Annotated in this window: 21 protein-coding genes; 9 read left to right on the forward strand and 12 right to left on the reverse strand. The window is 60.0% G+C overall.

From position 1 onward, the window contains the following. Window positions 1–2: 2 nt before the first annotated feature. Window positions 3–635 (reverse strand): restriction endonuclease subunit S, encoded by a 633-nt coding sequence (locus AC0V6U_RS14655; protein ID WP_472643870.1) that lies wholly within the window; start codon window positions 633–635, stop codon window positions 3–5. A gap of 548 nt (window positions 636–1,183) precedes the next feature. Here AC0V6U_RS14655 and AC0V6U_RS14660 point away from each other — a divergent pair. Then, window positions 1,184–1,354 carry a YegP family protein gene (locus AC0V6U_RS14660; protein ID WP_472643871.1) on the forward strand — a complete coding sequence of 57 codons (171 nt, stop codon included), beginning with the start codon at window positions 1,184–1,186 and terminating at the stop codon, window positions 1,352–1,354. A 346-nt stretch (window positions 1,355–1,700) separates the two neighbouring features. On the opposite strand, the gene AC0V6U_RS14665 is transcribed toward AC0V6U_RS14660, so the two are convergent. Further along, entirely contained in the window at window positions 1,701–2,516 is an 816-nt protein-coding gene (locus AC0V6U_RS14665) for an HNH endonuclease (protein WP_472643872.1), read from the reverse strand. Between the two features lie 253 nt (window positions 2,517–2,769). Here AC0V6U_RS14665 and AC0V6U_RS14670 point away from each other — a divergent pair, with 253 nt between their 5' ends. After that, the gene (locus AC0V6U_RS14670) at window positions 2,770–2,997 is read left to right on the forward strand and encodes a hypothetical protein (RefSeq protein ID WP_472643873.1); all 228 of its coding nucleotides are present in this window, start codon (window positions 2,770–2,772) and stop codon (window positions 2,995–2,997) included. Window positions 2,998–3,011: 14 nt separating this feature from the next. Here the strand turns inward: AC0V6U_RS14670 and AC0V6U_RS14675 are convergent, their stop codons facing one another. The 10 genes from AC0V6U_RS14675 to AC0V6U_RS14720 form a co-directional block, all read right to left on the reverse strand. After that, window positions 3,012–4,340: a type II toxin-antitoxin system HipA family toxin gene (locus AC0V6U_RS14675; protein ID WP_472643874.1), complete on the reverse strand. Its 1,329-nt coding sequence runs from the start codon at window positions 4,338–4,340 to the stop codon at window positions 3,012–3,014. After that, the gene (locus tag AC0V6U_RS14680; RefSeq protein ID WP_472643875.1) at window positions 4,340–4,852 is read right to left on the reverse strand and encodes a helix-turn-helix transcriptional regulator; all 513 of its coding nucleotides are present in this window, start codon (window positions 4,850–4,852) and stop codon (window positions 4,340–4,342) included. The genes AC0V6U_RS14675 and AC0V6U_RS14680 overlap by 1 nt, the downstream gene beginning before the upstream one ends. A gap of 148 nt (window positions 4,853–5,000) precedes the next feature. After that, the gene (locus tag AC0V6U_RS14685) at window positions 5,001–6,248 is read right to left on the reverse strand and encodes a phage integrase (protein WP_486169511.1); all 1,248 of its coding nucleotides are present in this window, start codon (window positions 6,246–6,248) and stop codon (window positions 5,001–5,003) included. A gap of 303 nt (window positions 6,249–6,551) precedes the next feature. Beyond that, window positions 6,552–8,720 carry a hypothetical protein gene (locus tag AC0V6U_RS14690; RefSeq protein ID WP_472643877.1) on the reverse strand — a complete coding sequence of 723 codons (2,169 nt, stop codon included), beginning with the start codon at window positions 8,718–8,720 and terminating at the stop codon, window positions 6,552–6,554. Next, window positions 8,717–10,735: a hypothetical protein gene (locus AC0V6U_RS14695; protein WP_472643878.1), complete on the reverse strand. Its 2,019-nt coding sequence runs from the start codon at window positions 10,733–10,735 to the stop codon at window positions 8,717–8,719. The genes AC0V6U_RS14690 and AC0V6U_RS14695 overlap by 4 nt, the downstream gene beginning before the upstream one ends. Next, the gene (locus AC0V6U_RS14700) at window positions 10,732–11,595 is read right to left on the reverse strand and encodes a hypothetical protein (protein WP_472643879.1); all 864 of its coding nucleotides are present in this window, start codon (window positions 11,593–11,595) and stop codon (window positions 10,732–10,734) included. Before AC0V6U_RS14700 ends, AC0V6U_RS14695 begins: the two co-directional genes overlap by 4 nt. Then, entirely contained in the window at window positions 11,592–12,377 is a 786-nt protein-coding gene (locus AC0V6U_RS14705; RefSeq protein ID WP_472643880.1) for a hypothetical protein, read from the reverse strand. Before AC0V6U_RS14705 ends, AC0V6U_RS14700 begins: the two co-directional genes overlap by 4 nt. After that, entirely contained in the window at window positions 12,374–14,935 is a 2,562-nt protein-coding gene (locus AC0V6U_RS14710; protein WP_472643881.1) for a poly-gamma-glutamate biosynthesis protein PgsC/CapC, read from the reverse strand. Before AC0V6U_RS14710 ends, AC0V6U_RS14705 begins: the two co-directional genes overlap by 4 nt. Before the next feature lie 11 nt (window positions 14,936–14,946). Further along, window positions 14,947–15,354 (reverse strand): response regulator transcription factor, encoded by a 408-nt coding sequence (locus AC0V6U_RS14715; RefSeq protein ID WP_472643882.1) that lies wholly within the window; start codon window positions 15,352–15,354, stop codon window positions 14,947–14,949. Beyond that, the gene (locus tag AC0V6U_RS14720) at window positions 15,354–17,903 is read right to left on the reverse strand and encodes a nitrogen regulation protein NR(II) (protein ID WP_486169512.1); all 2,550 of its coding nucleotides are present in this window, start codon (window positions 17,901–17,903) and stop codon (window positions 15,354–15,356) included. Before AC0V6U_RS14720 ends, AC0V6U_RS14715 begins: the two co-directional genes overlap by 1 nt. Before the next feature lie 524 nt (window positions 17,904–18,427). On the opposite strand from AC0V6U_RS14720, the gene AC0V6U_RS14725 reads away from it, so the two are divergent. From AC0V6U_RS14725 to AC0V6U_RS14755, 7 genes are all read left to right on the forward strand, one after another. Further along, on the forward strand, window positions 18,428–19,195 hold the full coding sequence (locus AC0V6U_RS14725; RefSeq protein ID WP_472643884.1) for a response regulator: 768 nt from the start codon (window positions 18,428–18,430) through the stop codon (window positions 19,193–19,195). Then, window positions 19,192–20,169: a hypothetical protein gene (locus AC0V6U_RS14730; RefSeq protein ID WP_472643885.1), complete on the forward strand. Its 978-nt coding sequence runs from the start codon at window positions 19,192–19,194 to the stop codon at window positions 20,167–20,169. Before AC0V6U_RS14725 ends, AC0V6U_RS14730 begins: the two co-directional genes overlap by 4 nt. A gap of 185 nt (window positions 20,170–20,354) precedes the next feature. After that, a complete protein-coding gene (locus AC0V6U_RS14735; protein ID WP_472643886.1) occupies window positions 20,355–20,921 on the forward strand; it encodes a hypothetical protein in 567 nt (188 codons plus the stop codon). Window positions 20,922–21,001: 80 nt separating this feature from the next. Further along, window positions 21,002–21,379, forward strand: coding sequence for a hypothetical protein (locus AC0V6U_RS14740; protein ID WP_472643887.1), 378 nt, complete (start codon window positions 21,002–21,004; stop codon window positions 21,377–21,379). A gap of 62 nt (window positions 21,380–21,441) precedes the next feature. Continuing rightward, the gene (locus tag AC0V6U_RS14745) at window positions 21,442–22,113 is read left to right on the forward strand and encodes a C39 family peptidase (protein WP_486169513.1); all 672 of its coding nucleotides are present in this window, start codon (window positions 21,442–21,444) and stop codon (window positions 22,111–22,113) included. Window positions 22,114–22,115: 2 nt separating this feature from the next. Continuing rightward, window positions 22,116–22,625 carry a hypothetical protein gene (locus AC0V6U_RS14750; RefSeq protein WP_472643889.1) on the forward strand — a complete coding sequence of 170 codons (510 nt, stop codon included), beginning with the start codon at window positions 22,116–22,118 and terminating at the stop codon, window positions 22,623–22,625. Between the two features lie 37 nt (window positions 22,626–22,662). Next, window positions 22,663–24,126: a transporter gene (locus AC0V6U_RS14755; protein ID WP_472643890.1), complete on the forward strand. Its 1,464-nt coding sequence runs from the start codon at window positions 22,663–22,665 to the stop codon at window positions 24,124–24,126. Window positions 24,127–24,137 lie beyond the last annotated feature (11 nt).

Consider the following 24,137-nt stretch of genomic DNA (forward strand, 5'->3'; position numbering starts at 1 on the left):
TTTTACCTTTCAATTCCGGGGCCGAACAAGCGTTGGCCGATCAGCTGCCGGGCCAATTCACGCCTCAGCTCGGCTGACTTTATTGCTGTGAGATAGGCTTCGCGCGCCTCGATCAACAACGCTGCGATCCGGCGTTGCTCCTCAATTGGCGGAAGCTGTACCTGGAGTTTCTTCAAATCCTTGGCCGACAGCGACAAGAGCGTAGTCGAGCCACGGCGAAGCAATTCGATCTTGGGCCTGAATGCCTCGCTCGATACGATGGCATAGAGTGCTGCTGGCACGACGCCCTCATGGGGGCGGATTACGATTATATTGCTGCTAGCAATCGCATGTTCGGTTTCAGGACCAACCAGGCCGAACTTCATAGCGGTGCCGCGACCCGTTATCAGCGCGTCACCTTGCCGCACGCGATAAGGCTCAGCCTTTTCCGGGCGGGAGAACCCGACCACATCAAGATCGTGAATTGCAGCTACGCCATCATCGACGAGGTCACGCACACCTATCATGGGCAGCTTTTCCCCATCACGCTCCATAGTATCTTCGCGCGAAACACCGACGCCCGCGAAGACTTCGGCGATATCGCCGAGCCTGCGAGAGACTCCTTTTATAGAGTGGATGTTTTGACCTTCATGCATACCGACGCTCTACTCAGAATTCCAGTGTAAGTCAATACGTAAAAGAAATGTAGGCGGCTACGTTGCAGAAATATCAGATTATAAGGTTGACTATGGCCGAATCAGGGCGTAGAGAGCTTCTTGCCCGGCGAGATCGGGTGAACCGAAACACTAAGGAGAATATTATGGGTTCAAGAGCTGGGTCCAGTGGACTCACACTGACGGCGCAGGATGCCGCCCTGATACGGGGAATGATCGAACGTGGTGATCGTCACCACGACATCGCAGCATTCTTCGGAGTCAACCAAGGGCGAATCGCCGAAATCAAGGGCGGAAGCCGGTACCCTGAGGTGCCTAATGCCAACCTTGAAGAATTGCCGCCATCGGGACCGTATCTTACCCCGAAAACGGCATGGTTGGAAAATCGACTGCAGTAGCAGCCGATTTTCCGAGGGGCCGGAGCCCCGCCATAGATGTACTTGGAAATTCATCTCTAGCGGGCCCCTCATTTCCAGTCAACGACCCAGCGCTCCGGCTGGGTCGTCACCGGCCTAAGGAGGGCCAAATCTATGTTTGAAATTCTCAAGGCCAACACTGGCGGATTCTTTTGGCGCCTCAAGGCGAACAACGGAGAAACGCTCTGCCACTCAGAAGTCTATACCGCCAAGCAGTCGGCGCAGAACGGTATTGAAGCCGTGAAGCGTGTGGCTCCGAACGCACCGGTGTACGACCGCACGTAAAAGAACTTTGCGTGCAACTAGCGCCTCCGTAGCTTCGGCTGCGGGGGCGCTTCTATGTCTAAGTTTGTTTGGCGCTGCCTTTCAGGCAACCTGCTCTATCCGCTCACGCAGACCGGACCTGTAGTCCCGGCCCATCCGGGTGACGATCAGGAGCAGTATCAAGCGGAGCGGGAATTCTGGTGGACGCGCTCTGTCCCGCGCTGCGCGCTCCTGAGGGCGCGGCGTTTTTGTACTAACCCGCAGGCACTCTTGCCTCTCTCATTGCCGGACGCCCGCTGGCCCACAGGTCCGTGCGCAGGACGTCCAGCGGCTTCGCGCCGCTGCAAGGGTGCGGTCATCTGTTGGATCAGGCTGCACGCTGATCGATAAAGCAATTGTGATTGTGCCAGTCGAGAAAGGCCGGTTCGGGATCGAAGCGGATTGCCGGGCGCAGCACTGCTTGCTCGAATTGCTCGAAATAATTGCGGGTCTCGCGGCTCTGGCTTTCGCGCAATTGGCGTGAGACCTGAATTCGGCGATCGCGGCCCACCGTGATCAATCCGCGATCAAACGCTTTGTCGAGCGTGGCGGATAGCAGCAGGCCATTGGCAGGGTTGTGGCGGTTCTCGCTGTCCTTGCCCCAAGGCTTGATATGACTGGCAACCAACAGGCGCGGATCGGCAATTCCGGTGATGCAACAGCTCTCTTCGTAATTCGCGAGGACAGCACGGCGGAAGAAGTTCTGGCCGACCCGCTGATTGACGAGTGCCTGGGTCGTTGATGCACACTGATACGGTTCGAACCGGAATTCGCTACGCTTTTCCTTGAGACGGGTTGGGGCTGGTACTGCCACGCTGTGTTCGACTTGCGCTGCCCACATATCTTCGGCGCGGGCGACGAGGCCTGACCAGTCCTGGCCAAACTCGGCGTAGGTCGCGCGGTCCAGTTTGGACGCGCCATCGAGGCCCTTCCGTCCGCTCTCGGTGATCTTGGGATCGAGGCTGGCAAAGTTGCACAGCTTCATGGCGATCGAGCTACTTGTCCGCCCCAGCACGGCGGCGAGTTGCTGGATTTCCGGATTGCCCGAATGAAGCTTGCCGAACGGTAGCTGGAAATAGAGGTAGAGCGCGAGAACCGTCTCCTCCTTGCTCCAGCGTCTGCGCGTGCTGCCTTCGTCACCCATGACTTTCTTGTGGTCGACGCTGACCAGGGGCGCAAGGAACTTAAGATTGGTGTGGGAATTAGGCTGGCCTGTCGCCTTTCCTGATCGAGCGGCTCGTTTTGAGCACCGGCACTGGCCGCACGCGGTCAGCCATCAATGCCCGGCCCGCTCCGGTTCGCGCAAGCGCTCACCCGTGTTGGGCATGACGGCTGCCCTTGTCCGTGCGGCCCATTCATTCGGTGCAACTAGCCGCCAGACACGAAAGGACACTTCCATGACCCGCAATACTTCCAATCCCGCACCCGAAGCAAAGGCTCCCGATTTTATCGCCTGGCATGTCGCCAATAAGGGTGAGAAAGCATTCTGGACCAAGGTTGGAGCTGCCTGGTTCCACCGCGACACTAAGGGCATTTCACTTCAGCTTGAGGTCGTTCCTATCAATGGCCGGATCGTCCTGCGCACACCGCTCGACAGTGAAAAGAAGGAGCAGCCGGGCGCATAGCGTCCGGGCTTGGCTCAGCTGAGAGCCCAACCGCCTCCGCTAGTCACATGGGCGTCTCGCTCGCGTAATTCGCGACCTAAACCGAGCACGTCATTGAGGTGCTCGGCCGTATGTCCGAACAGACGGTCGAGAGCGGACATTTCGCGGGGAAAGTCCGCCGAAAGGTTTTCGATCTGGTCGATGAGATTGCCTGACGCAGCCTTCAGTAGCGCGGGCACGCCCACTGTTGGTATGCCAATAGCGGTGCAGAAATCGGTAAGGTCAATTGCGGTGAGATCGTCGAAGAGGCTCGCTGCGCCTACATTGAACGCCAGTTCGTCGGTGTATTCTTCTACGGTTTGCACTGGTGTCAGATCATAGAACGGTGCGAGCTGCGTCGATCCGCCAGGCAAAAAGATGAGGCCATTGTTCTTGGCATGGTTGTCGTTGTTGCCAAGGAGCAGATTGAAAAGTGTCATTCTTAGGAATGTGTCACGGGCCCGCGCAGGCTGGTCAGTTGCTGCCAGAATGGCCCCGATGGTCCCGGCATCGAACCGTCGCCCCGGTTCTCCACGCCGTTCGTATTTGAGCTCCGCAGGAAGGCCGCTGGCCTGCGCGAAGTCCTCAACGTGAGCTCGATACACCTTGTCGTTTTCGATCAAGCGATCGAAGCGCTCGATGAGCAGGACGTCATGATCAGCGATTTTGTCCGCTACGCAGGTGCCGATCGAAAAGCCGCACTGGGCTGCCAGCTGGGTCAAAAAAGCTTCATCGCGAGCCTCGTTGCGGTAGTTGCGATCGGGCAGTTTCAGAATGTGGGTGGTAGGTGCGCCAGTGCCTTGCTTTGGAAGTGCGAAGCGCCCGTCAGGCAGTGCGGCCAACGAAATCTTGCGGCGTACGCCCGCAACCGGAGAGGGGTCTCGCATTTCGTCCGGGAGGGGCTTGCCTGTGGCGAGGCGTTCGACGATGTCCCGCAGCGTTGCATCATCTAGCGGGTCGTAGTCTTCGCTCAGCGTACCCGGACGTTTGATCGGCGGACTATCCGTACCCAGCACGCTGACCGCGCCGGGGCAGTCAGCGCCCAGATGCTCGAGCAAGCCAGCGATGTCGCTGCGCTCGATGCCATAGCGGGCCATCGTCGCTTCGAGTTGGTCATTTTCTTGCAGCAAATTGCCGAACCATGCGCGCACTGGAACATCGCCGAATGGCTCTGCGCGAAGCGGAAGCGAGAGCGACAACGGGTGGCCGTTCGGGTCGGTGAGCCATTGTGGATTATAGGTGAAGGAAAGGTCGGCATCATCGCCCTTGACGAGGTAGCCGATTGGTTCCGCCGATGCCTCGAGCCAGACTTGCAGGATCAACATCAGCGATTGCGCATTCGTGCGGTCAGATCAATGCCCGCCGCTTGGGCACAGGCTATCACCCGATCAAATTCGAGGCTGGGTTTCCCGCTTTCGAGTTCCGAAACGAACCTCCGCCCCACTCCGGCATGAGCGGCAAACTCTGACTGGTTCATCTTCATGGCTTTGCGCGCGTGCCGGACAAGTGCGCCCAATTCTGCGACCGTTCGCACACGTTCGCCGGGTTTTTGCGTGCGAACGGTCCCAACTCGCGGTGGAGACAGCCTTGTCGGCGAAGCGCCAATGGACGCTTCGGACAGCTGCCTGGCGATGTCGATCGCCCGCTGATAGGGTGGATTGCGCAGCTGCTCGCTGAGCTTCTGCGCGGGCGATACTAGTTCCGTAAATCGAGCACTGATCTCGCGGTTGGCTTTCGTCACTGCATCGAGCGCCCCACTCGTGGCGAGTTTGCGAAACACCTGATCCTGTTCGTTGAGAGCCTTGAGGAGCCGCTGGCTATCGGTCACCTGTTTCATTTTTGATCCCTTTCGGGAGCAAATTGGCACTTGCTGCGTCCAAAGTCAATATTTGATCCCGAACGGGAGCGAAATGATTGCTGATTGGCGCTGCCGGTCATAATGCGCCCGTTCGGGTGCATAAAGTATGGACTGGTGGCTAGGCACCTCAATTTGTGGCTACGATCTTGAGGTGCGGTCTTGGCTTGTCGAGCACTTCGACAGCCTCGCGCTTATGCTCCGGTGCGAGGTGCGCATAGCGTAGCGTCATCGCGTAATCGCTATGGCCAAGCAGTTCGCGGATCGTGTTGAGGTCCACGGCTCCCATGGCCAGGCGAGAGGCGAAGTGGTGACGCATGTCGTGCCACCGGAAATCCAAGATCTTCGCGTCATCCAGCAGCTTCTTCCACGAGGAGTTCACATTATCGAAGCGAGCGCCCTCTTCGCTTTCGAACACGCGGCTGTTGCCCAGATCGCATTGCGAGCGCCAGGATTTGAGAGTTTCATAGGCTTCCGCGTTCAACGGAACGTGCCGTGTCTTTCGCGACTTGGCCGTTTGCGCCGACACCGTGACTATACGCCTGTCGAAATTCACATGCGACCATTTGAGGTCAAACAGTTCGCCGCGTCGCATACCGGTGTTGAGCGAAATAAGCACCATGGGCGTCAGGTGATCGGTGAACGGAACGGCGCGAAGGCTGGGCAAGAGCTCTCGGCCTCGCTCACGCCGCCACTGATTGGCTGTATCACGTTCGCTGCGCATTCTGTCTTCGCGCTTCTTCACTTGTGCGCGCAGACGAAATTCCTCGGCTTCGTCCAAGTATCGAACACGAACTTCCTTATCCTCGCGCGCTTTCTTCACCTTGGCGATTGGGTTCACTGCAATCAGCTCCCAATCGACAGCTCGGTTCAGCGCCGCCTTGATCGCCGTGATGTCGCGATTGATGGTGTTGGGCTTGACGCCGTCTTTCATGCGTTGGGCACGCCAGCGCTCCATATCGAGTGGCGAGATGGTCGCCATAGGCATCTTGAGAAATTTCTTGAAAGCAACCTTCAGGCGCTTGAGATTGGCCTCGGCAGTTTTCTGGTGAACCCGAGCCCAATCGGCGTAGTGCTCATCGATGAACTCGCCGAAAGTTGAGACTTGCTTGCGCTTCTGGCGCTCGATGCGTGGATCGACACCGGCCCAATAGGGGCCAAGCGCGCTCTTTGAAGCCTCGACCGCTTCACCATATCCCATACTTGTGAGGCGACCGAGCCTGATGCGCTTGCCACGCTCAAATTCGAGATACCAGGTCTTTACGCCCGATGGTTGAACTCGAAGCAGAAGCCCGCCGAAATTAGGGTCGCGCAACTCATACGGCTTCGCCTTGGCCGCTGCCCTCAATGCCACGGAATTGTTTAGCGCTGCATGCATTGCGATCTTTTCTTCGATCACAAAGTAGCGAATCCGTAAGTGAAATGTAAGTGCAGGAGATGTGAACGCAGTGCAACAAATGCGAACGATTCGCAACTCTAAGAACCCAATTTTACCTATAAAAAATCGTTATTTAGAGTTCATTTTCGTTTTGCTGCGTTGCAACATAATGCACCGTATTTTGTGCCTCCGAAGGCAGAGGCCAGAGGTTCGAATCCTCTCGGGTGCGCCATTTTGGCGTGGCGGTTTGAGGCCTGAGTTCTCGGCATGCTCAGCTGCACGCACCCACAGTAATCCCGCGCGTTACGCCGCCTTCTTAAACGGCAGCAGCTTCCCGCTGCGCTGTTTGATCGATTTGGACAGCCAGCCGCCTTTTTGCCTTGAGGTGATTTCTTTCAGTTCTGCGGCGGCGCGTTGCAGGGATACTTGCTCGGCGATCAGCGCTTTGTAGATCTTGTCAGAGGTGCGGCGGCGGCGCACGGCATCGCTGGGGTCGATAAAGCCCTCGGCCATGTTGATCAGGCGGTCGGCAGCTTCTTTAAGGGCGCTGCGCGTTTCATCGTCGCTGCCGTCTTCATTCGCATCAACCGGATCCTGCGCGCGCACTTGTTTATAGAGCCTTGCCGTAAGAGCGTCCAATTGCGCTGGCGAAATGCTCGGCACGGAATTGAGGTGCGCGCGGGCTGAGGCGATGCTTTCCAGAACGGCACGCTCGCTCAAAATGCCAAATTCCTGGAAGCTGGCGAGCGCGCGGTATCCGCGCTCGATCTCGGCTGGCTCGTCAGAGGCGAGCTGCTCGCACGCTTTGGCGACCGTTTCCCACGCCTGCCAGCGGTACACCCAATCAAGGCCGGTGCCCTTGATGTTCTGCATGCCCATGATGCGGTTGGTGAGACCCGGCGGGGTGCTGTCGGCGACCAGACGCACAATCGCCTCGCCCTTGGTATAGGTGTCGCGCACGGGCAGCAGCTTGGCCTTGAATGCCCTGCCCAGCAGCGCGCGCATTTGCGCATCAAGCGCAGCCGCGTCGCCGCCTTTGGCGACCGCTTGCTGGAGCTCGGCGAGGTCGCGTGTGCTCTCTGCCATGGCCTCGTAATGCGCGAGAATGGCCTCGTGGTTTTGAACCTCGGCGCTGCGGAGAGTTTCGGCGAGCTGACCAGTTTTAGCCGCGGTAATCGCGTCTGTTGCGCTCAGCACATCCGCCTGCGGGGCCAGCATAGCGGCGAGCAGCCCGTCGAGGCTAGCTTGGTCCTGAGCGATGCGCTGATGCTTGGTCAGGGCCTCCAACTTTGCCAAAGGCTCGGTGCCCTCTTCAAACAGGGTGAGGTTGGCGGCATATGCCTCCCATTCCTCGTTGATGAAGCCGATCAGCCCCTCAACATTCGACCCGATCAGCACGTGGCGATCAGCCGCAACATCATGGACCAGCATGCGCGCAAACACCCGGCTGCGCGGCACGCGGTCGGCGCGGTTGTTGACGACGGTGCTGATGAAGATCTCAGGATCGTGAGCAAGGTCATGCTCGGCCATGCCCATCCGGTCCCAATTGCCCATCGCGCCAAAGCGTTCATTGGCGGACATGCCCATGATAAATTCCAGAGTGCGGCCATTGATGGTGGAACGCGGATAGGTTTTAAGCACGCCCAAATCGGCCACCACGCGGTCTGACATTTCGCGCACGCAGTAATCGTGTTCGAGGCCCAGCTCATCGCCCATCGCGGTTACCAGAGCGATGTTATAAGGGTGCTCTTCATAGGGGAAACGGTCGAGCAGATCCTGATGCACCAGCCCGGCCTCTTTCCAGCCGACAGTGCGCATATCGGTCTGACCTTTGGCCGCGCCCTCTTGCAGGATGGGCAGCATTTCTTCCTCAGTGGTGAGCAGCTGTGATCCGTTCGGGATGAACTCGCACATGACCTCTGGAATATTGCGTCCAGCCGGGCCTTGGATATCCTCGTGATCGGGATAGGTGTTGGTGATGGTGCCGATATCATCGCGCATCCAATCCTGCTGCAAGACGCGGACATAGTCGGGGTTGAGGCCCATGCATTCCCACAGGAATACGCGGGTTTTCAGACCTTTGGAGGTCTTCATCAGGTTGAACTGTTCCCAGATCGTCGCCTTGTCATAGGGGCGGAACAGGAACATTTCCGTGAGCCCGCCAAACGGCGTGCCGATCAGGAACATGGCTTCACAGCCGGTGGTTTTCGATACTATGGATGGGCCCACCGCATTCATCAGGCCTGCCTTCAGCCGCTCGGTGCCGGATTTGCCGCGCGTGCCCCAGCCGCCCAGCACCAGGCTCAGCGATTTGCGCAGGCGCCGGGCGTACCAGCCAAGCACAATGTGCCGGGTGAAGAACCACAGGCTGGCAGCGGCGAGGAAGATCGCCAGCTCGATGAGATTGTTCTCATAGACGGTGGAGGCATAGACAAAGGCTTTGTCCATCAACGGGGAGAGCGTATCGATCATGCTGGCTCCTCCGCTCCGAAAAACTTGGCAATTTCGGGATTGGCTGGACTGTCCGCATCATAGCCACGGAATGCGGTGTCGATCCCAAAGCCGCGCAGAGCCTCAAGGAATTCCGCAGGCTCTCGGTTGCGCTGATTGGCGAGCGCGGCGAATTCGCGCGAGATGCGCCAGAATGCGCGCGCGCGGCTGAACAGGCCAGCAGGCGGGGTCAGGGTGGTGATCCCGGCGCTGGCGAAAATCTCGAGTGGCTTGCCTTGGTCAAGCGCGGCCAGCACCATATCGATCAGCGGCAGGTAATTGCGCCAGCCGCCCTCGCTGCTTTCAAACAGGGGTTCGCCGGGCACTTTGGTGGGGGCGAGCTCGGCCATGCGCGCGCTTGGGGCGAGCATCGTGCCGAAGTAATGGCGTCCGGTGGTGTGGATATGGGCTTGGCGCTTGTCGGTGGCGGAATTGCGCCCCTCGAACAGGACGCGCCACAGTCGCCGCTTGATCCACTCGCCGCGCTGAATGCGCGGGCGGCGACCAGTTTTGAGCGAGAGGCCAAAGTCGTTTTGCGCGAGCACAGCCATCACCCGGCCCACCCGCTCGCTGTCTTGAGCGAGCCATGGTTTGAGCGCTTTGACAGTGCGGATATCCGCCTCGCGCTGATCGCGCGTCACCTCGCGGATCGCTTCGGCAATTTCGAGCGCATCAAGGTCCGACATCAGCCATGCGCGCTCAGCCGCTTCATCGGCCCAGCGCAGCAGCTTGGGTGAGAGGCGGCGGGCCTGAAACGCGGCGATGTGCTGGCGGATTTGCGTGATGGTCCGGTCGGATCCCAGGTCGCCGGACTGGCGGCAGAAGGTGGCAAGCGCAGAGGCGGCGTCCAATGTGATCCGCAGCACAAATTCGTCGCTGTCATGGGCCAGGACATGGCCGATATGCGCTGCATAGTCGTCTGGCGTCATGGCCCGCATCATGCGCGGCACATCGGCAAAGATGGCGGCGCGAACTTGGTGGTCGCTGTCATCGCGCAGGGCGACAAATGTTTCCGCCGCGGCCGGTTTCGGCAGCAGGTGCAGCGTATCGGCGAGCGATTGGCGCACCGCGCCGCTTTCGTCTTCGCCCAGTTTCGTGAGCAGTCGCGCAAACGCCTCATCCAGAGCGAAGTTCGCGCTCAGCAGGCGCACCAAATGGCGGCGCAGGAACAGCTCATTGTCTGCCGCGCGCGCAGGCTTGGCCGAGAGCGGCTGCTTAAGCCGCGCATTCACAGCGGTCGCGATGGATTTGGGCGAAAGCGCGAGCAGCGCGTCAAACGCGGCGCATTGCACCCACACATCTTCGCTTTCATCGAGGCACACCCGGCGCGTCGCGCTCAGCACCGCCTCCAGCCACGCGCCAAAGGGCCAATGGTCGATTTGCTTGGCGATGGTCGCAAGGCAGGTGTGCGCGGCGCAGCGGATGCGCGCATCCCCGCGCCAGCTACGCATGGCGTCGAGCAGATCGTCGAATAGATCGACGAAGAACGCGGTGTGGACCATCATCGGGTCGGCCGCGACCGCATCGGCTGCGATCAGGCCGAGCCGCTCAACCGCATGGGCCAAAGCGCGTTCTCGCTCACCAACACGTTTGTGGAACCGCTCGACGGCTGCATCGGCATCGAAATAGACATCAAACGCCTTGCGGTCGCTGTTCAATTGCTTGCGGTCTGCTCCCAATGCGCGGGCGAAATCGAGGATTGCTGCGCGCTCTTCGGCTTGGTCGATGGCGTTGGCGTGACGGGTCTGAAACTCCCGTTCAGCAGTGGCCAGCGCGGCGATGGAATCGCTTTGCTGAGCGCAATATTGCGCCAGCAGCTCGGCGTGCACGCGCGGATCGGCAAACTCGCTCTGCTTGTCGGCCAGCGCCAGAATTTCGGCATGGACGTCCTCAAACACGGGGCGCATTTTGGGCGCGAGCCCAGCGGTCAAACGGTCGGCCAGCAGGCGTTCTTGCGGCGCGGCGAGCCCGGCATCAATTTTGGTGTGGACGCTCATGATGCAGCCTCCACCAGACATGCGCCAAGCTTTGCCCGCAGAGCGCCGTCTTCGATCATAGCGGCGCGCAAATCGGCAGAGATTTCGATATGGACGAAGCCGTCGAACCCGGCCTCGCGCAGCAATTGCCCTTGAGCGTTGGAGAGAGCGCCAAGCTCGCCAGTGTCGCCGGGATAAACGAGCACGGGAACAGGCGCGAAGGCCATGCTGAGGCAATCCGCCAGATCGAGCAGGCGCTCGCTGGGTTCTTCTGTGCCATTGCTGAGGATCATGCCGGCACTTTGCGCAGCCACGCTGTCCCGCCGTTCTCCGTCAAAGCCGTGCAGCTGCACGTTGAGCCCGTTCGGCGCGGCCTGCGCAAAGCCAAGCGCGAAGGCGCTGAACAGGTGGTCCTTGGTGCGCGCCAGATCGAGTGCGTGTTCGCACCCGCTGGTTTTGCGGCGCGGCGCGGAATTCCACGCGGCGGCCTGCGCGCCGGTTTCCAAAAACAGAGCGGAGGCGATGCTGCCAGTGTGACGGTCTGATCCGCGGTGCGGCGCGGTGATCGCGAGTGGCGGCGCAGCCCCTTCGCGCACCCAGTAGATTCCGCGTGCCTGACAATCGCCCGCGCCCTCGCTCAGCAGCAAAGCGCCCTCAGCGCCGGGCACATCCGACTCCATAAGGCCCAGCTCTGCAAGGTCAGCCAAGCGATCCTTATTGCCGCTAAGCAGCTCGGCAAAGGCGCTTTGCGCGCGGGCCAGCTCAGCGTTGTCGGCGAAAGCCGTGCCTTCGACCCCGCCAAAGGGAGGGAACAGATAGGCTGCGCCCGCGAGAATCGCCGCCGCTGCGCCGCCTGCCAGAATGGGTTTCGCGCGGCTCACGGCGCATCACCTTGGGTAATATCATCGGATATTTCGTCGCGCGATGCCTCATACAGCACCAGCAGGGTGTAATCGCTCCCGCTAATGCCCAGCGGACCCACGGCGCGCCAATGGTTGCGGCCCAGGTAAAAGCGCTCTTCGCGCGTCAGCATGTCGGCTGGAAAAGCGTTGGGCTCGGTCAAAAGATCACGCGTGTCATCGCTCAAGCGCCGGTAGGCCGCGAGCGACTGGTTGCCGAGATAGGTGCGCTGTTCAAACACTTGCACATCGACGCCGACAATGCCGCGATCAATGTCGAACATTTCCAGTTCCAACCTTGCGGCGGGCACGGGGCTTTCGACCAGCAATTGGTCTTGCTCGGCGACCAATTCGGGCTGGGTGCGGAAAAACCGCCAGGTGTTGCCCGAGGCAAACACGACGTCGGGCGAATCCGCTTGCAGATAGGCATCATGGACAGACATCACCTCACCATCTGCGCCGATCCAGCGCATCCGCAGGCCGTAGACAAAGCCTTTTTGAAGCCCGCGCACATCCTCTGTCACCGACGGGGCGAGCAGGATTTTGGCCTTGGTTACCGGCTGGGAGAAAGTGAAGGCCAGATTGTCATTTTCCGGGATGCGGTAGACGATGGAGCGTTTTGAAATGCGGGCATCGCGCGCGGTGATATCGCGCACATCGGTAAGGTAGCTGGCGAGCGGCATAGCGTATTCGCGCCCGGCCCAGCCCGAAGCCAGAGCCAGTAGCGCAAACACCAAAGACTTAGCGAGCATCGACAGTGTCATTGTGCGCGCTCCCCGATGTCAGGGAACATCAACCAGCCAAAGGCGTAGCGCCGCTCGCTGGTGCTTTCGATATAGCGCAGCGACATGCTGGGGCGGGCTTCCATGCCTGCCTGATCATAGGCATTGGTGACCGTTTCAGCCCGCAGACCAGCGCTGCGCAAGGCAGAGATGACCTCGCTAAACGCAGGCTGTTCTGGCCCAATGCGGTCTTTCGCGACCAGCACATCAACGCCTTTTCGGTAATCCACCGCTTCGCGCGGGCGAGCGCGCAATTGGAAGATCATCGGATCCTCTACGCCTTCTTGGCTGCGGACCCATTCCTGCCATGTGACATCAAAGATCGTGTGCGGATCGCGCAGGAAACTGTCGCTTCGAGTGGCGACGAACAGAGCGTTTGAGCCCCATTTGCCGTGCACCGCGACGCCAATCCGGGCGGGCAGGACGCCGCGCGAGTTTTCAAAGGTCAAAACCGCCTTTTGCGGTTCTTGTCCTTCGGCGAGGAAGATATTGCCTTCATCGCGGCCAGCCGCAGACAGGCTCCAATGCATTTTGGAGCCAAAGCGGCAACGGGCAATGTCCATGCCAGCCATTTGCGCCGCAGCACTGGCAATTTCTGGCGTTTCACCGGCGCGCACGCGCTCGATCATAGGGGTGGCGATTTCAAACCGTGCGAAGGCGAGTTGAGGCAGGCCGTCCCAATGGCTGTCTTCGGCCGCTCCGCGCGACAATGCGCACAGTTTTGGTTGTCCAGCGGTTTGAGCGGGTGCGGTCAGGCTGGCGATGTGACGCAAGGACGCTTCGCTCAGCTCCAAGGTTGCATAATCGCCGCGCAGCCCGCGTCCTTCGCCCGCCAGGCTGACTTTGAGATCGGGTGCAAGGTCACGCAAAGCCGCCACATTGGCGGCGGCGCCTGCGCCATCGGCAAAGGCAAAGCGCGAGGCGGAGCCGGGGTCCGCTGCGCTGACCACGATATGCGCCGTCTGCGTTGCATCGATAAAGATCTGCGCGACATTGCTGTCGCTGCTCCGTCCGGCGGGGGCGGGTGCGGCGAGCACCAGCCAGCGCGCGTCCTGATTTCGCTGAAGGGCGAGGGCGGCATTGGCGAGACCCGGCATTGCTGTCGGGTCAGGCAGAATGATCGCTTCGTCACGCGCAGCATTGGGATCAAACACCAGCAATTCTGCGCCCTTGTCATCATCGCGGATAATCGCGAGGCGACCGTCCTCGATCCGAAGTAAACGCCAACCGCTGGCGCGCTGATGAAATTCTGGCGCGATTTCGGGCACGCCTTCTTCGATCAGTTCGACCAGCCGCGAAAGGGTTCTGCGGCCCTCATTCGACAAGGGCTGAGCCGCGCCGCGCATCACGCGGGTGTGCGCATCGCCAACCGCGTTCACGATCAGCGCGTTGAGCTGAGGCGAATTGCCAGAGCGCAGGCCATCGGCCTGAACCGGGCCATCGTTCCAAGGCGCGCGCGCGGTCGCAGCGGTCAGCGTAAAGCCGACGAAATTGCCGATCACCGCGCCGGCCAGGCTGACCTGCAAGGTGGAGCGGGCAACGCGCGGGAAGATGTCTTTATCATGCGCTTTGATCGCGATCAGCGTCGAGAGCAGATAGCCGAAACCGAAGAAATCGGTCGTTTTCACGTCAATGCCCTGCCACACGATGAACCAGCCCAGCGCCATTTTCCAGGCGAAGCTGATGTTGAAGAAGAGCAGCAATTTGCGCCCGCCCTCCAGCGTGACATTGGCCATAAATGGCAGCTGCAGGATCATCCGTGCGATGCAATAGATCAGGATCGCCTCGCCGAACGAGGTCAGGATTTTGGTCGGCTGATACCATTGCAGCGCGATCAGCGCCGGGATCAGAATGCCGGAGAAATCCCAACCATATTTGACGTTGTAATGGCTCGCGATCAGCGCCGTCAGCGTCAGGATGATATAGGCTTTGGGGCTGGCGAGGATGGAGCTTGCAAGCCCTTCATAGAGATAGAACACGCCGCTGATGCGGAAATTGGTGATCTCCATCAGGCCGTAGCGCACGATCAGATAGGTGAGGCCGATGGTGACGCAGGCCATTGGCAGGCCGCGCTTGAGGCCCGGTTTCCAAAACTGGTTCGCCATCAATGAGATAATGACGAGGCCGAAGCTTTGCAGATTGTTTTCCCAATCGATCCGCCGGTCAAAGTTTTCCTCCAGCCAGCCGGAAAATTCCGGCAGCAGCAGGCCGTCAAATGACAGCCGCACCGCGATGCTGGCGAGGATCAGACCCATGAAACGATCGCGGCCAAACAGGCTGGGGAAGCGGCCCGGCGCGAGCTTTTGCGAGAACACCCAGACGATGAGGTAAGCGACGATTGCCTCAACGCTGATCACGAGCGCCGCAAACGGCTTCACGATCATCAGCGGGACGAGATAGCCCGGCACCACCAGACCCGACAGCACCCAGCCATAACGCAGGTTGAAAAAGCACATGACGAACACACCGACCCACACGGTCGTGATGATCGATCCGGCCAATCCGCCTTCAGGAAATATGGTGAGAGGAAAGAGGTCCACGGCGTATTGTCTCAGCCCTGCTCCGCCGCTGGGTCAGCCGATACCGGCGCGCTTCCGCCAGCCAGCGCGCGGGCTGCGCGTTTGACCAGTTCAGCAGGCTCCACCGGCTTGCGGGCAATATCAACCACGCCGAGGGCATGGTGCTGCTCGGTCAGCTTCTCTTCGGTGGCAGAGGACACGATCATCACCGGCGGGCGGTGCGCGCCGCTCTCAGCCAGCAGACGCAGGAATTTGATCCCGTCAATTTTCGGCATGACAAGGTCGAGCAGGATCAGGTCAAAGCGCGCTGCTTTCACCTGTTTCAGGCCCGCATCCCCGTCGCTCGCGACATCGACTTCATAGCCTTCGAGCTGCAGCGTCAGCTGCAACAGCCCCGCCAGAATGGGATCGTCATCGATCACCAGAATACGCGCCGCCATCAGCCGACCCCTCGCAAATCTACATTAAATCCAAAGCCGTTTGACTGGCTGCCCCAATAGGAAACGCTGGCCGACCAGCGCGTGACCTTGGCCATGCCCTCGCCGATCACGCGGTATTCGCCGACCGCGCCTTCTTCGTAATTGGCGATCAGCCAGAGGAGCCGGTCAAAGCCGATGCCAAAGCCGCCAGAAATCCTTATAAGTGTGCGCCCGTGCAGCTCTTCGAGCTTCAATTTGACGACACCGTGCTGCGGCGTATCGGCGATCACCACGCGCAGCATTGCGACCAGCATATCAGCCAGCGCATTGGGCTCTGCCAGAGTGAAACCGCTCACGCTCGGGTGCTCCGCTTCGATGATCACGCCGAGCTCGTCAGCCAGCGTAGAGGCGCGCGCGATTGCGTCTTTGGCAACGGCAGCGGCGTCCACTGGATAGCAGGCCTCGGTCAGGTCGCGGGTTTCGGACCGGATCAGGCCAGCAACCTCATCCAGGCGGCTGGTTGCGCGGCGGGCGGTCTCGCTGATGCGGTCCACCACGCTGCGCACTTGTTCGCTGGCCAGCCGCTCGTCACTGGCGAGCTGCGAGCCGAGCAGGATCGCTTCAAAATCATTGCGCAATTGCAGATCGATGAATTTCGCGACCGCTTTGCGCAGGTCAGCGGCGCGGTTCACATCGCGCATATCAATCGCTTCAAGCACCAGAATACGGTCTGCGCCGTGAGCATGGCTGACTGGCGCGGCGAGGCGCAGCATCCGCTCGCTTTGGCGATTGCCGTCACCCAGATCGCGCATCGGCATGCGCATTTCAGAGCCGTTGAGCATCAGGTCTTCGATCAGCGCCTCGACCCGCTCTGCGTCGAGCTCGGTCAGCGCCAGCAAAGCCTCCGACAGCGAGGTGTCGAACAGGCCCAGCCCGGCCTCGCGGTAGAGCTCCTGCATCGCTTCATTGGCGTGCAAGGGAGAGCCGATCAGGTGGAAAATGATGACGGCGGTGTCGATCGTGTCGAACCCGCGGCGCACTTGCTCAGATTCGTTGGCGACCAGCGCGATGGCGCTTGCGACCTTATCATCAAGCGGCAGATAGCGGCTTTCCTGGCTTGCCCGCGCGTTGAGATCAGCGCGCCAACGGAACAGCTCGCGGAAACTTGTGACAATTGCGCGCACCAGATGCGCCGATTTGCCCGGCGTGGCGGTGTCCGGACGGGTGTGGAGCCAGAACAATTGTTGGTCGCCCGCGCCGACCCAGCCGATCCGCGCCTCGCCTGTCCAGCTGGGGACGATGTCGGCGGCATCGCGCACGGCAAAGGTCGCGCGCAGGTCTTTCAGGATCGCGGCGAGCTGTTTGGGCGCAATGGCAATGTCTTCGATCGAGGCGTTGTTGGCCGCGACTGGTTCCAGCTGGCCGTTGGGCAGCAATTCGACCAGCAGGCTGCGCTCAACCCCGGCATATTGCGCGGCGGAACCGAGCAGCTGAGGCAGGCGTGCGCCTTCGCGCAAGGCCGAGCGGTTGAACGAGGTCTGCACCGCGCGCGAGGCGGTGCGTTCAAGGCGCCGATCTTGCGAGGTTTCGCGCTCAATCACGCGCTGGAAGGTGATGATCCACGGCGCGAGCATCAGCGCGGCGACAGGCAGCAGAGTGTTCGTAAACAGCAAAACAGCCCAGCAGGCCGCGGCGATGAGCAGGCTGAAACTGATCGGTACCAAGACCGCCAATCGTTTGGGATCGGTCTCTCGGTAGACCAGTGACAGCAGCGCGCCGAGCGCCAGTAGCATGGCCCAAACCTGCCAATCGCGGGCATAATAGCTGATTTGATCGGTCCTCAGCGCGTTCACCGCATGGGCGCGGAAAATTGCCTCGCTGGTGGAATGGCTGTTCGGGCTGAGCGGTGTGCTGAGCGAACCGCGCAGCGCATCTGGCCGAACCACCATAGCGACCAGACCGGACAGTTCGCCCGGCTGGATCTCGCCGCTGGTCAGCTGGCTGGCTTTGAGGATCGGAATGCTCTGACGGCTTGGCATCGGCACCAGAAACTCACCGCGCGCCGGGCTTTTGCCAGCGAGGGCAGCGTCAAACACAGGAATGCTCTCGCTGCGTCCCGGCAGAACCGCCGATTGCGCGCGGTTGATGCCATATTGCGCCGGAGCCAAAGTCCGCGCCGTGGGGATGGCTGATCCGGCGGTGCCCGCGCCTTGCAGCTCCCAGCTTTCATTTTCGGGCAATTGCTGCGCTGGCAGGCCGACAATGACGGGAACAGCGGCCGAGGCCGCGGGGACCCGATCAGCGCCGAGATAGCCGATCCGCTCAACGCCCAAATTGGCAAGCGAGCGCTCAAGAGCGGTATATTGGGCTGGGTCTTGCGCGGCAAAACCGGGATCGCGCTCAATCACCACCACGCTGGGCTGGCTGCCCGCTTGATTGACGGTGACGGCATCGAAGAAACGTCCATCCACTTGCGCAAAGGCGCCCAGTTGATGGAGGACGGCCAGCGCAATCGCGACCAGCAGCGGGCCAAGCCATTGGCCCAGCAGCTCGCGCCGGACAGCGCGCATGCGCCGCGAGCTGCGCGTACTCCCGCGCGCAGACGCGGAGCCTGACGGCTTGCTGTCTTCCAGAGCAGGAGTGGGCGAAAGCGCGGTCACGATGTGTATGGGATCAGCAGATGATGGAGCGATGCGGTCTCACTCGCCCCTGCCGCGATGCGGACAGATACGAGAATGACGGCGATGCCTACCCAGCTGCCAATATGCCCCAGACCCCCTTAGTTTTCCCGCCCAAACTGGCCGTTTCATCGGCCATGAATTGGTGGGCGCAGCCGGAGCGATCCGGCCAAGCAGCCAGCAAAGCTGCCTTTCATGGTTACTATTCAGGGTCTGGCGCTAAGGAATTATCCCTAATTAACCGTTAATCATCACAGGCTTGTATATTAGGGCGCTGCGCGACCTGCGCGGGGAAGGCGGCTGCAAAGCGCGCGAAATGTAAAATGACGTCACGAAGGAGTGAACGCGTTGTGAGCCGCGCGGCTTAGGTAAACATCGTTAGCTCCGTCTTAATCATATTCTTACATAAGCGCCGGGTGAAAGAAGCATCAAACACCCAGTGGGCGACCGCCAAAGCCGGTGCCAGCGCGAAAGCGCTGCGCGTTCTGCTGGCCGAAGACACGCCGATCAGCGCCGAGGCGATGCGGGCCATGGCCGAGCATTTCTCGGTCGAGATGGATATTGCCGCCAATGGGCTGGAAGCGATCGAGCTGGTCGAGGCCGCAAAAGCCGAAGGTCGGCCCTATTCGCTGATGCTGGTCGATGTGATGATGCCGATTTTGGACGGTGTTGAGACGACCAAGCGCCTGCGCGCGCGCGGGTTTGACGCCGATGCGCTGCCGATTGTTGCGGTCACCGCCGCCACCAGCTTTGACGAGATCCGCTCGTACCGAGCCTGCGGGATGCAGGCTTTCCTAGCCAAACCGGTCGCGCTCAAAGATTTGGGCGCCACTTTGGAGGCCTGGGGGCACAAGGCGGACAAACGAGCCTCAAAACCAGCCTCTACGATTGAACCAGCGCTGATGGAGGCGCTGGAGCAGCAATTTCGCGACCGCAACAAGCGCACGCTCAAGCTGGTCGAAACAGCGATCAAAAATGCCGATTTCAGCGCTGAAACTGTCAATGAGATTAGACACTTACTGCATCAAATTGCCGGGACCGCGACAACCTTTGGAGACGCCAAGCTGAGCGAGTTGGCGCGCGCGCATGAGCATGCGCTGATCGAAGCAGAAATGAATGAGGAGGAGCTCAAAAAGCGCCTCCAGAAGGCTGCGAAAAGCCTCAAAGAAAGGATCGAGCCGTGAAGTTTCCGTTTGTTTTGGCCATGCCGCAGGCCATGAAATGGCTCGGCCCGGCTTTGGCTTTGGCCGTTCTCGGCTCGCCAGCGGGCGCGCAGGTCACCGGCCCGCAAGAGGACGTCGCCACTGAAGAGACTGCAAGTGAAGACCGCGTCCAGTTCGACGGGCTGGTCGAAATCCGCGGCGTTGAATCTGATCTGGATTTTGACCAAGGCGATGCGATCGACAGCTCCGGCGTTGGTATCCGCGCCCGGCTTGGCGTGACATTTGACCTCAGCGAGACAACCAGCGTCCGGGCTGAGGCCGAAGGGCGCCTGTTTGAGTTTCGCGATGACGGCCGCGACAGCCTGGAAACGGCGGTTGGCCGCCTGCACGTGACGCATCAGGTCTCTGAAGAGGTTCAGCTGCGCGGTCATGTGCGCCGCTATGAAAATATCGCTGTTTTGGAGGCGTTTAGCGCCGATCAGACCAGCATTGGCGCGCGCGTGCAATGGCAGCGCGGCAACGACCGAGTCCGCGTGACCGCTGAATATCGCGAGCGCGAATATGACACCACCATCGGCGGCGATGGCGATGGCTATCAGGTCACCGCGCAATACAACCGCCGCCTTGGCCCCTATCACTGGATCCGCCTGGATGTCCGCCAAGAGGACATGCAAAGCGATAACGAACCGCGCCGCAGCTTTGACCGACAAAGCGCGCGGGTGAAATACAGCGTTCCGATTGCCAAACGTCTGCGGTTTCGCCCGTCACTTGAATATCGCCAGTGGGATTATGACGCTCGCATTGCGCGGGGCGATCCGAACGGCGCGCTGCGCGAAGACAGCTATGTCGCGCCCGCGGTGGAGCTTGCCTGGGGACGCGCATCGCGCGGTCTCTATGCCAATGCCAGCGCGGAATACCGCCTCAAATCCTCCAATGATGAGCGGTTTGACGATGACGCGATCCGGGTCGGCGTGAGAATCGGTTATCGTTTCTAGCCGGCGCGGCATTGCAGATCACTAGCCCAGAATTAAGGGGTTTAAGGCCCACTCCACCGAGGGTGAGAGCTCCAAATTTAACCTCGCCTTAGGCATGAAGGTTTCCCTTTTCTAACCGGGTACCTCCGTATTCCTACGTGGCGACGGGCACTTTGGTGTCCACGATTCGTTTAGGAGACCAAGCAATGAAAACCGCATTGATTGCCGCTGTTGCCGTACTCTCGGCCAGCACCTCAGCTTTCGCTCAGGACGCGACCAGCTCGAACACTGACGTTGATGTCGACAACGATGTCGTCGTCGTGGACACAGACGTGACGGTTGTTGAAGACAGCTTCGACAACAACACCGACAATTTCAACGACAGCTTCGACGATAACTCGGACAACAACAGCTTCAACGACAACTCAAACCGCGAGTTCAACGACAGCTTTGATGACAATCGCGATTACGTTGACAGCTTCGACGACAACTCGGACAACATCGCTCAGGGCGTAGGTTCGAACAAAACCTACAATTTCAACGGCGCTGCAATCGTTGCAGACACCGCTCTCTCGAACGTCGTAACCGGCGTAGACGTTGACTACGGTGATCTTCAAGACACAGCTCGTCTCAGCAACAATCTCGTCAACCGTGGCAGCTCCTTCCGCAATTATGCAGGCAACAATGCGCTGAACCAGAACACTGGTGTGGGCGCGTCGCAAAATGCCAGCGTTACCATCGCTGTTTCAGGCGACAGTTTCGGCGGAAACTAAGCCCTCTTTCAGGTCTGCCTTGCGCCGCCTTCTCGCATGGGCGGGCTGGCGCAGGCGCCTGAGAACAAGGAGTTTAAGCTATGACTAAGATCAGCATGGCATTTGCACTGGCGGCTGCTGCATTTGCTTCTCCGGCACTTGCCGAAGACGCGAAACCAGCGCCTGCAGAGCAAAGCGCGCCTGCGGCAAAGTCAGTGTTTGCTGATGCCACTCCGGTGGACGAGGGCAAGCTGGCCAAAATCGCCGGTAAGGAAGATCTCACCCAGCTGACCAATTCGGATCAGACGAACAGCGTTGACGGCAACAGCGTCGGCGACAATTCGAACACGGGCACGATCTCAATCAGCGACAATGCCTTTAACAATATGAATGGCATGACCATTCTCAATGCCAACACCGGCAATAATGTTGCGATCAACGCCTCTATCCAGGTGAACATCGCGCTTCCGGCGCAATAAGCCAGTATTGCACTATGGCATTTCGCGGCGTCTCACGAATGATCACGGCAATGGCAGGGGCTATGCTCCTGCCTGCTTGTGCCGCTGTGCCCGCCAGTGACGGCGGGTTTCAGCTCACAACGCATGCCGGCTCGCTGGCGCTGGAAAACGCGCCGCGCAGCATGGTTGAGACCCGCTATGATACTGTCGTTCGGCAGCAATTTGATTTCAGTTGCGGTTCCGCCGCGCTCGCAACGCTGCTGACTTATCATTACGGCCGCGAGCAGGGCGAAGGCCTGGTGTTTCGCGGAATGTGGCGTGATGGCGATCAGGCGGCGATTCAGAAGCAGGGTTTCTCTCTGCTCGACATGAAACGTTACCTTGGCGCTCAGGGAATTGACGCAAACGGCTATAAGGTCTCGCTTGACCAAGTTCGCCAGGCTGAAACCCCAGGCATCGCGCTGATCGCGCCGAATGGATACCGCCATTTTGTGGTGGTTAAGGGCATTGAAGACGGCTTCGTCCTGGTCGGAGACCCTTCGCTGGGACTACGCCGGATGGACCGCGAAGAATTCGAAGAAACCTGGAATGGCGTCTATTTTGTCGTGACTGGTGGAGCAAAAATTAACCATCTTGCCTTTAATGCAGACGCGCAATGGGGCCGCGTCGCAGCATTTGGGGCGGACCAAGGCATGTTCCAGCCGGTGAGTCAGCAAGTTCTGAACCTTACCGCGCCGGGCTACGGGGAATTTTAACGATGCGAATTATTCGCTATCTTGCTGTGATACTTGCCTTTGTGGCTGCACCTGTCGCTGCGCAATCGCCATTTGGCGCGGTTGCGGCGATGGATGACGCTGCTTTGGCTGGTGAGCGCGGCGGTTTTATTCTTCCCGGTGGCATCGATCTGGACATGGCCATCACCCAGGAAACCAGTATTGATGGAGAGCTCGTATTGCGCTCGTCCTATGTGCTGGCTGAGGGCGGACCCGTTGTATCGATTGAGCAAGTGTCTCAGGACGTGTCGGTGGAAACCGATGGCGACGATACAGGCAGCCGTATAACCATTTCGGTTCCTCAAACTCAGGTTGTTCACCTAGCAGGCCGGGCAACCGGCAGTATCATCACCAATTCCGCCGATGATCGCACCATTTCGACCGTCACCACCATTGATCTCGACCTTTCGAGAATGGCGACTGGTCAAATTGGTTCGCTTATTCCGTCACTGGGTTCGCTTGCTGAGGATGCAGCAAACTTCAGTTTCGACTGACCTAAGTCGCGACTGTCCGGACGGATGGTAGTACACAATGCGCAACGCATTTCTGAGCCTCGCTCTTATGGGCGCCGCTTTGCTCGCAGGGCCCGCAGTGGCCCAGAACGCTGGGCAAGGCGCTGGCACGCAGACGCGCGAAATCGAAATGGTTTCGCGGCCCGTGGTGCAGCCTGTTGGCCCGCGCTCGGCCAAGCCAGTAGCGCGCGTGGCTACAAAGCCGGACGCACAGACAAAAACTCCCACAAACGCCGCTGAACTCGCGCAATTGCGCGCCGAAGTGTCGGCGCAGCGGGATTCGATCGCGCAGCAGATCAGCGCGCTTCAAGCTCAGCAAAACCAATTGGACGCGATGGAGCGGCGCTTGGCGCTTGCTCTGGGCGAAGAGCCAGTGGTTCGCCGCGCTGCCGCTACGCCATCTCAGGCTCAGCCTGGTGCCGCGCCGCGCCGTGTTGCCTCTGCGGCTCCGCAGGGTGCTCGCAGCGCCCAAACAGGGGGCTCTCAGGGCCGCCCGCAGGGCGCCGTGGGCGTCGCGCCAGAAGATGCCGATCGCCAACCAGAAATTGCTGCGCTAGGCCGTCAGGGCAGCGCAATCACCCAAAAGGGCAAATTGAGCGGCGAGGTCGAGTGGAGCTATGCCCGCGCAGACCGCAACCGCGCCTTGTTCCGCGGGGTTGAGGTAGTCGAATCCGTCCTTGTCGGCGTGTTCGACATCAACGAAAGCCGCCAGGACGTGTTCACGCAAAAGGTCGGCCTGCAATATGGCCTGACCAATGATCTCGAAATTGGCGTCGATGTGCCGTTTATCGCCCGCTGGGACACCTCCGTCCTCACACCGGTCGCGGGGCCAAACGCCAATGGCGAGACGCGCGAGATCGACAACAGCGCGAGCGGCTATGGCATTGGCGATGTTGAAGTGCTGCTGCGCAAGCAATTGCACGCCCCCAAGGGCTTTGGCGCATATTTGATCGGCAATCTGCAGGTTGATATTCCAACCGGAAAAGGCCCATTTGAACTCACTCGTAATCAATTTGGTGAAGCGAGCGAGGCGGCAACTGGATCAGGTTTCTGGGGCGTAACCCCGGGAATCACTGCGATCATCCCAAGCGATCCGGGCGTTTTGTTCGGTAGCCTCAGCTACACCAAGAACTTCGCGCGTGACGTCAATGCGGTGCTGCCGCCAGTGCAGATCGAGCGAGTGGATCCCGGTGACGTCATTTCCTTCAGCGCCGGGGTTGGCCTTGCGCTCAACCCGCGCCTGTCGCTGAACTTTGGCTATGCGCACAGCTGGGGTTTCGGGACTGAGACCACTACACGGGCTCTCACCGAGGGTGCTGAAGCGGTTACTCAAAGTTCACGCGATCTCCAAATTGGACGCTTCCTGTTTGGGACGACCTATAAGATCAATCCGAAGACGAGCGTGAATTTCGGGATCGAAGCGGGCCTCACCGATGACGCCACCGATATGCGCGCTGTCGTTCGCTTCCCGTTCGTATTCTAGAGTTTTCGGCC

Source organism: Erythrobacter sp. W36 (assembly GCF_057364935.1).

Coding starts and splice junctions, on each gene's coding strand:
- AC0V6U_RS14655 (WP_472643870.1), bottom strand. CDS start 635: ATGCATGAAGGTCAAAACATCCACTCTATAAAAGGAGTCTCTCGCAGG.
- AC0V6U_RS14660 (WP_472643871.1), top strand. CDS start 1,184: ATGTTTGAAATTCTCAAGGCCAACACTGGCGGATTCTTTTGGCGCCTC.
- AC0V6U_RS14665 (WP_472643872.1), bottom strand. CDS start 2,516: ATGGGTGACGAAGGCAGCACGCGCAGACGCTGGAGCAAGGAGGAGACG.
- AC0V6U_RS14670 (WP_472643873.1), top strand. CDS start 2,770: ATGACCCGCAATACTTCCAATCCCGCACCCGAAGCAAAGGCTCCCGAT.
- AC0V6U_RS14675 (WP_472643874.1), bottom strand. CDS start 4,340: ATGTTGATCCTGCAAGTCTGGCTCGAGGCATCGGCGGAACCAATCGGC.
- AC0V6U_RS14680 (WP_472643875.1), bottom strand. CDS start 4,852: ATGAAACAGGTGACCGATAGCCAGCGGCTCCTCAAGGCTCTCAACGAA.
- AC0V6U_RS14685 (WP_486169511.1), bottom strand. CDS start 6,248: ATGCATGCAGCGCTAAACAATTCCGTGGCATTGAGGGCAGCGGCCAAG.
- AC0V6U_RS14690 (WP_472643877.1), bottom strand. CDS start 8,720: ATGATCGATACGCTCTCCCCGTTGATGGACAAAGCCTTTGTCTATGCC.
- AC0V6U_RS14695 (WP_472643878.1), bottom strand. CDS start 10,735: ATGAGCGTCCACACCAAAATTGATGCCGGGCTCGCCGCGCCGCAAGAA.
- AC0V6U_RS14705 (WP_472643880.1), bottom strand. CDS start 12,377: ATGACACTGTCGATGCTCGCTAAGTCTTTGGTGTTTGCGCTACTGGCT.
- AC0V6U_RS14715 (WP_472643882.1), bottom strand. CDS start 15,354: ATGGCGGCGCGTATTCTGGTGATCGATGACGATCCCATTCTGGCGGGG.
- AC0V6U_RS14720 (WP_486169512.1), bottom strand. CDS start 17,903: ATGCGCGCTGTCCGGCGCGAGCTGCTGGGCCAATGGCTTGGCCCGCTG.
- AC0V6U_RS14735 (WP_472643886.1), top strand. CDS start 20,355: ATGAAAACCGCATTGATTGCCGCTGTTGCCGTACTCTCGGCCAGCACC.
- AC0V6U_RS14740 (WP_472643887.1), top strand. CDS start 21,002: ATGACTAAGATCAGCATGGCATTTGCACTGGCGGCTGCTGCATTTGCT.
- AC0V6U_RS14745 (WP_486169513.1), top strand. CDS start 21,442: ATGCTCCTGCCTGCTTGTGCCGCTGTGCCCGCCAGTGACGGCGGGTTT.
- AC0V6U_RS14750 (WP_472643889.1), top strand. CDS start 22,116: ATGCGAATTATTCGCTATCTTGCTGTGATACTTGCCTTTGTGGCTGCA.
- AC0V6U_RS14755 (WP_472643890.1), top strand. CDS start 22,663: ATGCGCAACGCATTTCTGAGCCTCGCTCTTATGGGCGCCGCTTTGCTC.